The sequence below is a fragment of the Blastopirellula marina genome (genome assembly GCF_002967765.1).
In the GTDB taxonomy this organism is placed as follows: Bacteria; Planctomycetota; Planctomycetia; order Pirellulales; family Pirellulaceae; genus Bremerella; species Bremerella marina_A.
Window position 1 is genome coordinate 1 of record NZ_PUHY01000008.1, and the last position, 12,505, is coordinate 12,505.

12 protein-coding genes and 1 pseudogene are annotated in these 12,505 nt (G+C 55.1%); 9 read left to right on the forward strand and 4 right to left on the reverse strand.

Features of this window, described 5'->3' with window-relative positions; all coding sequences use genetic code 11:
* Positions 1 to 2,839, reverse strand: a 2,839-nt coding sequence (locus C5Y83_RS10900) for a pentapeptide repeat-containing protein (protein WP_105329719.1), incomplete at its 3' end; no start/stop codon positions are given.
* Positions 2,840 to 3,461: 622 nt separating this feature from the next.
* Positions 3,462 to 4,256, reverse strand: coding sequence for a putative phage abortive infection protein (locus C5Y83_RS10905; protein ID WP_158262324.1), 795 nt, complete (start codon positions 4,254 to 4,256; stop codon positions 3,462 to 3,464).
* Between the two features lie 442 nt (positions 4,257 to 4,698).
* On the opposite strand from C5Y83_RS10905, the gene C5Y83_RS10910 reads away from it, so the two are divergent.
* The 9 genes from C5Y83_RS10910 to C5Y83_RS10950 all read left to right on the forward strand — a co-directional run bounded on the left by C5Y83_RS10910 (position 4,699) and on the right by C5Y83_RS10950 (position 10,945).
* Positions 4,699 to 4,899, forward strand: coding sequence for a hypothetical protein (locus C5Y83_RS10910; protein ID WP_105329721.1), 201 nt, complete (start codon positions 4,699 to 4,701; stop codon positions 4,897 to 4,899).
* A gap of 132 nt (positions 4,900 to 5,031) precedes the next feature.
* A complete protein-coding gene (locus C5Y83_RS10915) occupies positions 5,032 to 5,298 on the forward strand; it encodes a hypothetical protein (protein WP_105329722.1) in 267 nt (88 codons plus the stop codon).
* Positions 5,299 to 5,478: 180 nt separating this feature from the next.
* Complete coding sequence (locus C5Y83_RS10920) at positions 5,479 to 5,919, forward strand: hypothetical protein (RefSeq protein WP_105329723.1); 441 nt, start codon at positions 5,479 to 5,481, stop codon at positions 5,917 to 5,919.
* A 35-nt stretch (positions 5,920 to 5,954) separates the two neighbouring features.
* Entirely contained in the window at positions 5,955 to 6,587 is a 633-nt protein-coding gene (locus C5Y83_RS10925) for a hypothetical protein (protein ID WP_105329724.1), read from the forward strand.
* Entirely contained in the window at positions 6,587 to 6,955 is a 369-nt protein-coding gene (locus C5Y83_RS10930; protein WP_105329725.1) for a hypothetical protein, read from the forward strand. The genes C5Y83_RS10925 and C5Y83_RS10930 overlap by 1 nt, the downstream gene beginning before the upstream one ends.
* A gap of 75 nt (positions 6,956 to 7,030) precedes the next feature.
* On the forward strand, positions 7,031 to 7,786 hold the full coding sequence (locus C5Y83_RS10935) for a hypothetical protein (protein WP_105329726.1): 756 nt from the start codon (positions 7,031 to 7,033) through the stop codon (positions 7,784 to 7,786).
* Between the two features lie 43 nt (positions 7,787 to 7,829).
* Positions 7,830 to 8,300: a hypothetical protein gene (locus C5Y83_RS10940; RefSeq protein ID WP_105329727.1), complete on the forward strand. Its 471-nt coding sequence runs from the start codon at positions 7,830 to 7,832 to the stop codon at positions 8,298 to 8,300.
* Positions 8,301 to 8,496: 196 nt separating this feature from the next.
* Positions 8,497 to 8,640: a hypothetical protein gene (locus C5Y83_RS29405; protein WP_158262325.1), complete on the forward strand. Its 144-nt coding sequence runs from the start codon at positions 8,497 to 8,499 to the stop codon at positions 8,638 to 8,640.
* Between the two features lies 1 nt (position 8,641).
* A complete protein-coding gene (locus C5Y83_RS10950) occupies positions 8,642 to 10,945 on the forward strand; it encodes a terminase gpA endonuclease subunit (protein WP_105329729.1) in 2,304 nt (767 codons plus the stop codon).
* Positions 10,946 to 11,222: 277 nt separating this feature from the next.
* Here C5Y83_RS10950 and C5Y83_RS10955 read toward each other — a convergent pair whose 3' ends face one another.
* Positions 11,223 to 12,362 carry a hypothetical protein gene (locus tag C5Y83_RS10955; protein WP_105329730.1) on the reverse strand — a complete coding sequence of 380 codons (1,140 nt, stop codon included), beginning with the start codon at positions 12,360 to 12,362 and terminating at the stop codon, positions 11,223 to 11,225.
* Positions 12,363 to 12,398: 36 nt separating this feature from the next.
* A pseudogene (locus tag C5Y83_RS10960) lies at positions 12,399 to 12,505 on the reverse strand (IS5/IS1182 family transposase); the annotation flags it as partial.

Consider the following 12,505-nt stretch of genomic DNA (forward strand, 5'->3'; position numbering starts at 1 on the left):
GATTGGCCCCTTCGAGATTGGCCCCTTCGAGATTGGCCCCTTCGAGATTGGCCCCTTCGAGATTGGCCCCTTCGAGATTGGCCCCTTCGAGATTGGCCCCTTTGAGATTGGCCCCTTCGAGATTGGCCCCTTTGAGATTGGCCCCTTCGAGATTGGCATCTGTGAGATTGGCATCTGTGAGCCTAGCTCCTGCGAGATTGGCCTCTTCTAGATCAGCCCCTGCGAGATTAGCCGCCGCGAGATTGGCCCTTGCGAGATTGGCATCTATGAGCCTAGCCGCTGCTAGATTGGCCTCTTCTAGATTGACGCCATTGAGATTGGCGTCTTTGAGATTGGCGTCTGTGAGATTGGCTCCTGCGAGATTAGCTCCTGCGAGATTAGCTCTTGCGAGTTCGGAGAAGCCAAAGGTAGCCAGGGCCGCGTTCACGTGGTCGAGTTGGGACTCTCGCAGATTCGCCCAGTAAAGATCTTGAACGTCAATCACTTGGAACGAGATACGCAGAAATGATAAGGATTCAAGGGCCACACGATTTGAGGCGTTGGTGCGCTGGGGGGATAGACGCGAAAGCCATGCCCCAAATGATGTTTCTTCAGGCCATTTGATCTCGCTGATCTTCTTGGTGTGTTCGGCACAAGAATTGAGGGCGGCCAGCAAACTTTCTTCGGCGTTGCGGGCCTGGCGATCGAGTTCTTTGAACGTCGATAGTTTGCTCAACTTTTCCATTGGCATGGCATGACGGAGCAAATGGTTAATCAAGCGAATGCAGGACTTCTGCCAACCGACAACTTCGTCCCGCGGATAAGTCGCCACTTCCTGTCGGAGAAAGCGATACAAATCATGTGTGATTTCCGTTGGTCCACACAGATCGGCCCAGCGTTCCAGCGATTGCTGTTCGTCAAAGCCCCCTTCAGCTCCCTCATCACGACGGTGGAGCTCTTCGTGAATCAGCTTCAGTTCGCGGATCAATCGGCAGGCGGTCAAGTATTCGCCGAACGACTTGTGCGTGAACTCGAACGTTTTGTCGCCTTCGATTTCGCCGTGCTGCCTAAAATAAAACGCCGTCAGCAACCGCGTGACGCCTGCTTCTGCATCCCCGGCAAATTGCGTCAGGGCTTGCTTAACGACGTTTGTCTTGGAACATCGGGTTTCGATGTTCTTGACCGTCGTCGTCCGCCCGTCGCCATGCCAGGCCGCCAGACCCACCTCTTCTAGCACCCGAACGAACTTCTTAAGTTCCAATCCTTCAATTGACCGGTTTGGACGCTTCTCGTAACCGCGTTCGTAAACTGCATCGATCAGGTCACGATACACAGCGTTCAAGTTGAAGGCCTTGCTAAAATCGAGTTTACCGCGATCATACGACAACGCGACCAGATAATTCAGCAGCGGTTGGGCGGTGATCTCGCGAAAATCATATCGGCCCAAGGCGTCAGGCAGTTTGGCATACGCCTTGCCCACGCATTTTCCATAGTTCGCCCACCACTCATCGCGCTGATCGGTGCCGAGCACCCCGAGTGGGTCATCGTATCGCGCCGTATCCTCGTCGGTTAGTACGTAGGGTAGGAGATGCAGAATCTGTTCATCGCGGTGTAAGACACTTTCGCCCGCCTGAACGGCCACGGGGCGACCACATAGAAGAACCACAAGACGAGGGCCAACTTGGTTCACGCGATCGACGGTCCGCCTAACTTCCGCGACGAACTCCGAAGCGACTTGCGCCGCCATTTTCCCCTGCTTCTCAAGTTCGTCGAGACCATCGAATATCAGCATTAGCCGCGGTTCGCCCAGCTTGGAATCAAGAACGTCATTGGGTAAATACTCATTGCCATCGCAAAAGGCATGTACGGCCGCGGTTAGATCGGCCTTCAAGTCGAACAGATGCAGCGGAACATAAACAACGCGGCACTTGCCGCTCGCTGCTACGTCCGCTGCGAACAATCGGGCGAACGCCGATTTGCCGGATCCCGGCCCGCCGCTAAGTACGCGAATTGGGTCGTCGCGGTTCCACGCTTCCAGCCAAGCATTTAGGCATTCATCCAGCCAGACAACCTGCTCTCGGGGCCGTTCCCGGTCGACTTCCATGCGGGCACTACTGCGATCTTCGGACTTCTTTTTCACGAATGATGCGCGCAGCCGCACGTAGACCTGACGCACGCTAAATGTCTCGTCGAACATTCGCTGATCGGCTTGCTGAGACAACCACGCCGTATAGAGGATCCATTGCTCCTGGCGTTCGCTGGCTCTGGCGAACGGTGTGTCAAGGAATTCACGCAGGGGCTCATATGTCTCGTTGTGCTTTCGCCATTCTTCTTGCACGGCAAAGGTGAAATAGCTGGGAAGCCGCGCGCTCAGCGTTTCGGCCCTATTCTGCTCGAATCCAAGGCCAAGCAGCCAATTCGTAAGCGTGCTCTGCACCCACTGGACGACGGGCATATTACCCGGCTGCGCGAAGAAGTTACCGTCAATCGTGACGGATGTCTGCTCCATCGCCATACCTATGCTGTCCGTAGCCTTTTCGGCTTTCGTGTCGCTGATGTCCAGCATCGCGAAGAGATCCGAACCCTCGTGAACTAGGGCAATCACCGCACGTTGTAAGGACCTCTCGACCAGTCGCCAGGCCAACTGTTCCGGTGGCGTGGCGATTCCGAACGCAGTCGCCGCCTCCGCAAAATCGGCGACCAAGTCTTCCTGCTTTCCGGTCAGACCGTGGGCCACTCCTTTGCCAAGAGCCTTAAAGAACGTCTTGAAGTCTGCGTTCAACGGCTGATTCCATAGCGAAAGATGAGGTTCAGCTTGCGAACTGGCCGATAGGGTTTTGGACTTTTTTGATTTTGCCATCGTGACTGAATCCTCATTGCGTCTTTCGACGCTTCAACTCGCTTTCCTTCTCAAAACATTTACGCCAGTCTTGAGACATCTCATTCATTCACATTGTGACGAATGACATTGTCCGTCACCACCCAGACGGTCGCAACACGTGTCACCTTCAGATATCACGCCGTCATATCCATGATATTCTCACTAAACTGACACTAACTTTTGGGAAATCATGTTGGGAGATTCTGGCAACTCTCTCGATTAGAAATAGACACGACGTAAGGTGACGAACTGCGGATTAGGGACGCTGCGATGATGAGCCTTGGCGCCAAGTCACCATATGGCAATTCACAAGATTTCGAGTCGTTCCTGCAAATGCCCGGTCCGAGCTGCTAGAGAGTCGCTGAAGCCTGAAGTATGTCACTACCACATCCTTAGGGAGGTCGAGCAGTGATACAAAAGCCAGATCGAACCGCCAATCGATCCATTACTATTGAAGCATATTGGCGTAAGCCGTTACGTGGTGCTGGTTGCGTGGAGTCTAACCGAGTTACAGCGGTCGGTCATGTAGGTCTAGTTCTGGACTAGTTATTGCTAACGCTGCCTCAAGACGACCAGTTGTCGAAGACGTCCGTTCTGGGTCTTACTTTTCAACAAAGGCGTCTATCCCGTAAAGCCCATGCATAGCATCTTGGCTTAGCCCATGAATATGAAGGTCGTCCGCAGTGAGCTCTTGTAAGAGCGTGTATTTGAGGATGTACTTTCGAAATCCTTCGCCAGCCGGGTGAAGACCGTTATAGAATAGCAAACCAGTTTCAGGTACGGACAGCTGTGCCCTCACAAGTTTTGCATATTGAATTCGTTGTTCATCAGTCAGCAATTCACTGCTGTCAATGTATTTAAAGATATGAAACAGATTACGAAAGTAATGTCCGACCTCGATCTTTCGCTTACGTCTTTCGTAAAACACGTTATATGCGTTAACTAGGCTTTCTTTAGTTGGGGGGAAGTTCCGATCTTTTCCATGGTTTAAACGCACCCAATTAACGAATGCAGAAAAACAGTCGCGTCCGACCGTCGTTCGATTGTTTTTGGCGTCGTGCAAATCAATTGAAGCAACTGTATCGCTGTGCAACCGCAACAATTCAAAAAGAAAGGCTTCGAATCGCTGAATCGCTGTAAATCGAGCAGTTTCTGAGGCGTGGCGAATCTGTACACGAAGCGTATAACAAACGACGAGGAGGGATGCGAAAGCTAAGACTGGGTTCAGAATGCCGCCAAGAAAATCTCCCGTCTGCCCCCAATGCTCGACCACGCTACTTATGTCATGATTGCGAAAATTCCAAACAAATGTGACTAGCACAAATATAGCAAGCGCGGACGGTAAGCCTGCAAACCACCAAATTGCTGCTGAAGATTGGTCTCTTTTCGGTGACAATGTTAATGCCTCGACTGCAATGCAAGAGTTTTTAAAGTGCTCAGAGTTGACACTAGAGAATAATCGTTACGACGAACTTGTCTAGCTCTACGCGTTTCAGTCAGCAAATGAGGCAGGCGCTAACATTGGGACAACGTGTACAGCGAAACCAATGGCTCATTTGTGCACGCGATCGATAAGAATGGCACTACCACTTCCTGTTCAACTTACGAACTGCCAGCATATCCCCCGGCCTAGGTTCTTCCCTGACCTTTCTTCAGTCGACCCCGACGGGAACAGTCGAAAAACTTGACTTTGTTTCTTTCCCTGTCCGCCCGACTTGCCGCATTGAGCTTTGTTCAGGCCACGTTTTGCCGGAATTCAAGGGAAGAATTGCAAAAACACCTGGACGAGCTTACATGTTGATGCCTATCCTATTGAGGAACATTGATAGGGGCGGCTTATGAAGATTCACCTGGCGGACCGGGAATCGTTCGTGATTTTCGGCAAGCGAATTATCAACGACACCGGCCGGCCGATTGGGCTGGTCGTGCTTGACGAACCAGGCGAATCGATCCAAATCGATCGGCGCCCGTATCCAAAGAAAGCCAACAAGGCCACGGCCAACGCAATGATGCGATCGCCCCGGCCCGCTTCGGTGTAACCACACCAGGCGACAACCACCAGGTGGCCCACGCCACCAATCGGCACCGTAACGACACAACGCCGGCCATGTTTTCCGCGCCCCAAGAGCGGAAGACGTGGCCGGCTTTTTTTGTTTCCAGAGGGCGAAGGGATGCACCCGCTACTAGCCGGCACCGTCGGCGAATCTGCGCGTTGGTTGGGGACCGAGCTGTTCCCGTTTCTGGTCGCTCTGCTGTTGAACATGGCCGCCTGCCTGGCCGTGTTGGCGTTGGTCGTGTTCGTTGTGGGAATCATCACGGTGATTCTCTGCGCGATGATCGACGCCGCAATGGATCAAGCCGCGGAAGATGAGTCGCCGCGGTCGCAAACGGGCGAAGGATTGCCCGACGCAATCGGCGAAGGATCGCCGAAAACCTGACGCCTGGTTATTGGGGGCAGTAACCAGGCGAAGGGGCACAACGGGAAGGCGGCCAGGGATGGCCCAGGGTGCAAGGATGCACCCCTTCCCGTTTTTTTTCATGCAACGCTACCGCGTCGGCTGGGATGGCCGGCATGGTAGCCAATAGGCGGGGGACCGCCTCAGAAAAAGGGGCAAGGAATGCCAGTTCTGAAGAACACCAAAAAGCGTTCAATCGTGATGCACGCGCTAACGAAGTACTGCGCGAAGCAAGCGGATCGAAGTCTTCTCAAAGGGGGCGACAAGTTCGACGTCGATCTGCAGATCAGCGGAACGATCGGCAAACAGAAGGTGGAAGAGATCTGCCGCGGCTGCCTGACCGTTGGCCACGATCAAACCAAGAACACCAGCTACGGCATCGAACCGGCCAAGGTGATCGCCTGGCTGTTGTCGGTCGACCCGCAAAAAGAAAAGCACCTCGAGCAACTGCGGAAGATGGCGGAATCGAAGTCGCTGGGGGATGCCATCACCGCGGACCAGGAAGAACAGGCCTGTTTGCTGCTCAAGCAATTCAACCAGGCGGGCGACCCCAAAGTTTCCAAAGGTTCCGTTTCCTTCTCACCCGCGAAAGCGGCCGCCTAGGCTTCCAGGGAGAGGCGGGAAACCGTCGTAGGAAAATGGATCGCCGACAAGCTGCAGCGGGGTTTCTGTTGCTGGGCTGCTGCCTGGTCGATCGCCAGGAAGCGACCAACCTGGTTGTGAAGTACTTCCGGCCGCAAAAGCCGGATCCATCCCGGCCGCCGGCCGATGTCCCGTTTCCGCTGCGAGTCAAAAACTATTGGGGCGGGTCGTGTTATCACGCGTCGACCCAGGTGGCTTTGCGATGGGCGGACCAGGGAGCGATCGCCGACAATTGGCGGCAAAGCTTCGGCCGAGCGGCTTCAACCTGGGACATCGCGGAAGTACTCGATCACTACGGGATCCCCTACAAGCGAACGCAACACCGCGGTTATGGGGCGAAGGAAAACGGCGACATTGCCGTTTTGAATTACGCCCACGATCACCGCCTGGTTGCTGCGATTACCTACTTCTCAAATCACGCGATCAGCTTCCTGGGCTGGGTCCAGAAGGACAACGTCGATATGGCTTGCCTGCTGGATAATAACCGAATCAACGGTTTCATCTTCGTTGAAAAACAGCGGTTTCTGTGGAACTGGCGAAACACGTATTCAGGCGGGGCGATCGTTCCGCTGGTCGATCCGCCACCACCCAAACCTTACGACCCTTTGGATTTTGTCGAGGTCACCTAATGCCATCCGAAACCGATCAGAAACCGTCAAGCCTGGCCAATGCGATCGTGGGCTTCGTAACCGCCTGCTGCTTCGTGATGACCACGGCTGTCGCCTGCCAACAGTTCGCCCCGCTGGCTAAGAACTGGCTTAACGCCCCGCGGCATTGCCATTGTCAGGAATGCGACGACGCGCGAAAGCTGGGAATCCCGCGGCCAATTATCGAAGCGATCCTAGAAGGAACGATGGCCTCCAAATTTAACGCGGAGAGGCTTCACCGAATCGAACGGGAGCTGTTGGGCGTTCCTTCGCAACCACCGACCGAGCGGCCGCCGGTCACCCCCATGCCACCGATCGCGCCGCCACTAATCCAGATGCCGGAAATTTAACGTTTACCAGGCGAGACGTCGCCTATTTACCTAGAGGAATTCCAAAAGGAGCGACGCGAAAGCGTTGGGGGAAAGATGCCATCCAAACCACTTTTAGCGATCGGCCTGTTGCTGATCGGGATCATGGCGAGCGCGGGAGCGCAGACGCCACCGGCCGAACCAGAGCTGACCCACTTCGCCAATGAGATCGAATCGATCCAGCTTCCGGAACACCGGAAATGGTACACCGTGCTGGTGACATCGGACGGGAAGCCGTCGGCTATTGCGGATTGGTTCGCCGAAGATGCACGCCTGGCCGATCTGAAACAGCGGACCGAGTGGCGGCATTATTCGAGCAAGAGCCAAATGTTCACGGCACACCTGAAACCAGAGTACGGGAGCGATTACCCGCTGTTGGTGATCCAGGATCAAGACGGAGCCATGCGGGCCCAGTTGGGAGGGACACAACTTCAACTGATCGAGAATCCCGACCAACTGGTCACCGCGCTTAACATAGCGGCCGACACGCTGCGGCCGATCGAGCAAAGGAAGATGGGCGGCTGGCTGTTCAACCGGAACCGGCCGGCGCCTAACGTCTGCCCAGGGCCGAACTGTCCGCTGCCACCGGCACCCGAACCTCCGCCCGAGGATCCACCGGCCGAGATCAAGAAGCCCGTCGATCCACCGGCCGCGAAGAACACCCCGGTCGCTGATTGGGCAATTGCCGTATTCGGTCCACAAGTCGCCCCCTGGGCGAACGGCTTCAACCTGAAAGAGTCAGCGTTGGCGGCCGCGATTGTCGGCGGGGCTTGGTTCTGGAAACGACGCCAGGCCAAGAAGGCGACCCGCTAATCCGTTCTGTTTTCATCACACAACCAACGAAGGGAATCTTTGCATGTTTTCATTTATTACCGATCCGCTGTTCCTAGGCCTGGCTGGGGCCGTTTACATTCTGTTCATTCACAAGCCGAAAGAGGACGACGCGACCAAGCCCGCGCCGAAAACTGACACCGCGGCCGATCCGATCGGCGGCATCGTCGGCGTGGTCGAAGCGAAGATCCTAGAGAAGGCCCAGCAAGCGGCCGCGGGGGCTGGCCTGGACATCGTCGCGAAGGCCTTGGGAGCTGTGGCCCGCGGCGATTCGATCGCCCTGGCCAACGTGGCGGAAACCCTGGCCGAGAATCTACCGACTACGGCCGGCCGGAAGTATCTATTGGGCCGCGCGTTTAATTCGTTCGTTTCCGACCTGGCCGCCAACGATCCGGCCGAGTTCGCCAAGCTATCGGGCGAGATGAACAACAAAAAGAAAGACATCGCCGACGCGGCCACGCGGATGTCGACCAATTCGGACTTGCAGTCCCAATAAACGCAAACCTTTTAGTGCGACGCTACCGCGTCGGATTTGATAGTCGGCGTGGTTGATTGTTTTGTAAGCCGTGTCGGGACGTTCGATCCGGCGCGGCACATTCTTAGTCAATACGGCCCTCCAAACTTCGAAGCAAGGGAAGGCGGGGAACCGCCTCAGCAAACCATTGAAACCGACCGAGCTAAAACGGGTTTCGTTGAAGAAAGCCGCGGAGCTGGTGGGAGTCGATCGAGCCGTGATTGTCGACCTGGTGAACCAGGGATGCCCCCGCAACAAAGACGGCACGATCCACGTCTACAAGCTGATCGCTTGGCTTCTGAATCGAAGCAAGGGGGGATAGAGTGGTTAAAGTCGAGATAGAAGCGGGCGAGCTGCTGCGCGAGATTAACGAAGCGGGCCTCGGGAAGTCGATCGACGAACGGACGCTTCGCCGGCATCGCAAAGAGCTAGGCCTGGGGAAGCTGGTCGACGTCGGCGCGTATCTTTCCCACCTGGTGGAGCGCGACCAGGCAAGGCGAACTTCGGCCAACACCTACGAAGCGAAGAAAGCCAAGGCGGCCGAGCGGAGCAACCAGGCAACCCGCAAGGGACAAGACATCGGGCCGCTACCTTCGATCTTGGATCCGGAGCGGCGGGAGGCCTGCCGTTTTGATCTGCGGTTGTTCTTCGATACCTACATCAAGCCCGACGGGTTTTTCGCCTGGTCGCTCGATCACCTGCGCGTCTTCCAGACGATGCAAGACGCGATTCTAAACGGCGGCCACTTCGCGTTGGCCATGCCCCGCGGATCGGGCAAGACGACGATCACCGAGGCGGCCGCGTTATGGGCCATTCTGTTTGGTCACGTGAAGTTTGTGGTGGTGTTGGGAGCGACGGCCGAGAAGGCCGAAGATCTTCTCGAGACAATCAAGACGTACCTGGTTGCCAAAGAGAAGCTAGTCGAAGACTTTCCGGAAGCGTGTTACCCGATCATTCGGCTGGAAGGCCAACCGAACCGTTGCCGCGGCCAACACTGCGAAGGGGAACGAACCCACATCGGTTGGCACGCCAACGAGCTGATCTTCCCCACGATCGAAGAGAGCGAATCGAGCGGGGCCATTATCCGGACGTTTGGCATCACGGCTAAAGGGATCCGCGGCCAGAAGTACACCAACGCCAACGGCGACACCTTCCGGCCAGGCCTGGCACTGTTGGACGATCCACAAGATGACGAGTCGGCTTCCAACCCTGCCCAGGTGAAGAAACGCGAAAAGACGATCAACGGAACGGTGATGGGCCTAGGCGGCCCAGGGAAGCCGATCACCGCGATTATGCCCTGCACGGTTATTTATCCGGACGACCTGGCGGCCCGCTACCTGAACCGGAAACTCTATCCCGAGTGGCAAGGGATCCTGATCCAAATGGTGAAATCGTTCCCAGCGAACGAAGCACTGTGGGAGGAGTACTTCGGCACGCTGCGGGAAGACCTGGAAGCGGGCCGCGGCCGCAAGCGGGCGTTGGCCTTCTATCGTCAGAATCGCCAGGCGATGGACGAAGGGGCCGAAGTCTACTGGACAAGCCGCTTCGATCCCCCCAACGAGATCTCGGCGATCCAACACGCGATGCACCTACGCGACCGCGACCCAGGAACGTTCGCGGCCGAATATCAGAACGACCCAACCAGCGGCGATTCGGTCGACATCGTGTTGGTGACCGCGGCCGAGATCGCGGCGAAGGTCCATAGCTACAAGCGGCACCAAATCCCCAACGATGCGGAAAAGATCGTCGGATATGTCGACGTTCAATTGCGGCTGCTGTACTACGCGTTGGTTGCCTTCCGCGGCGACTTCACCGGCCACATTCCGGACTATGGCACGTGGCCGGAACAGCCAACCAAGTACTTCGTTTATAACCCGAAGTTGGCGCGGACGATCCAGGCCCACAAGCCGGAAGGGCCAAGCGCGATCAAGCTGGGCAACCTGTCGGAGGAAGCCCAGATTCGCCAGGCCTTGGAAATCCTGGTGAATCAAGATCTGATGCTGCGGAAGTGGAACCGCGAAGGGGATGGGGCCGAATTCCAAATCGATCTGTTGATGATCGACATGGGCAATTGGACCAACGTAGTTAAACAGTTTATTGCCGAGTCTCCCTTCCGGGCCCGCCTAATGCCAAACAAGGGGCGGGGCGTGACCGCGAAGGAAAAGAAGATCAGCGAAGCGACTAAAAAACCGGGGGAAGAGATCGGCGAAGAGTGGATCGTCCCGCGGGCCCGCGGCCGGAACGCGTTGCGGCACCTGATCCACGATACCAACCACTGGAAGAGCGCGGTTCAAAATCGTTGGAAGTCGCCGATCGGGCAACCTGGCTGCCTGACGATCTACCAGGGCAAGCCGCAAGAACACCGGATGATCTCGGAACATTGTTCCGCGGAGTATGCCCAGCGGATGACATCGGAGACGAGCGGGAACACGGTCGACGAATGGAGCCTGCGACCCAACCGAGACAATCACCTGCTTGATTGCGTCGTCGGTTCACACGTGGCCGGAAGCCGCAAGGGCTGCGCGGTTCCTTCGGCCGATATGCTGGCCGCCAAGCCCAAGAAGAAACGGGGAAGCGGCAAAAAGAAGTTGAGCGAGATCCGTCGGCAAAAGCAAATGGGAAGGTAATAGCGTGGCGTGCTGACGCACGCGACCCGATCACCACGCCAACAATGGGAGCGAACGCGGTAGCGTTCCGTTGAAAGATGATCAAGTCGGCCAAACCTGAACGGGAACCGTCTTCCGGCGTCCAATGCCCGAAGTGTGGCTGCGGTCACGCGCCGGTCTACTACACGCGGCAACGCCTCAATAAAACGGTTCGCGTTCGCAAGTGTCGCAACTGTGGACGACAATTTTCGACCACAGAACGTGTTACAGCGTAATTCTTTGTTTAACTCAATAGCGTCTAGTGGCGTGCTGAAATCAATTTCACGACACCACTCGCGGTAATACCACCAGGAATCAAGATGAGCACAAAGAAGGCAATCGTGACCAGACCGGAAATTGCAGAAAACACATTCCTCGCACCTTCCAGCTTCTTTCGCTGATCAGTAATATCGTCCAGTACGCTTGGAAGAACATCATCGAGGAGCTCTCCTAGTTCCTTTTCCACTTCTTCGCAACCGCCATGTGCTAGTTCCAGTGAGTTCTTAGCCTCAACATTGAGCAAACCTTCTATCGAGGCCATTCCAACTTCTGTCTGAACAAGCTCATCATTCAAACCAGACAATTCGATTTTTAGCGTTTGCAAAACCTCTTTTTCTTTCTCCATTAGCCTTCGCGTCTTAAACTCGGGCGGGCAATCCGGAATACTAAACGACACACCATGCATCTCCAAGAGAGGGCTCTTGGGCACCTCTACAACCTTCTTAGAGGTGCCAATCTTAATGCTCTTTGGGTATTTGACATGCACAACGTTTTTCTTAATATCAATTCCCGACGGATACGAGAACCCTATACTACCAAAGCTATGTCCATGCCATGAACCTAAACCCTTTGAAAAGTCTTTCATCTTGACCGTTGCATGCCTTGGATAGGTCATTTTCTGGCTACCGTATTCGGTTTTAGATACCGTAGGAAAAGGAATTTCGACCTTCTGTGTCTGAGGAATAACCTCAGGAATTTGAAATTCGACTTTTTTCATCGGTATTTCGACAACAGGCACGGTAAGAGGAAGCTCTTTTTCGACAGTCCCACAAATATCTGCGACATCGTTTGCGAATGTTTTCACAACTGGAATCTTCTCACGCCAAACCTTTAAAGTCGTACTGACTTCGGCAACAGCCGACTTAGATGAATTGATTGTCGCTTTTATTTGCGGCAGGGTCGCCTCGAACTTACTACCAGCGCTTGCAGCCTTTTTTAGAAGGAGCTGCAGAGATTCGGCCTCAGAATCAGCTCGCCCAACGATATCATCGATTGCTACAAGCGAACTCCTAAGTGGATTATAGAAATAGATGAATGCAAAGAGCATTAGCAGCGTCGCTACGGATCCGCAGAACGTTTGAATAAATGCTACCGCGAACTTAGTGTCAATCTGTTTCATCGATGTCGATTCCTTAAGAACCTGTCTGAAAAGCCGTTAGTTCACGAGTCTTCTCACCATCAATCGAATCATCGCTAGTTGAATGAAGGCTTCGCTGGAGCTGGTGTTCGTTTCGTAGTCGGCGGTCAAGCGTCGGTTGCGGG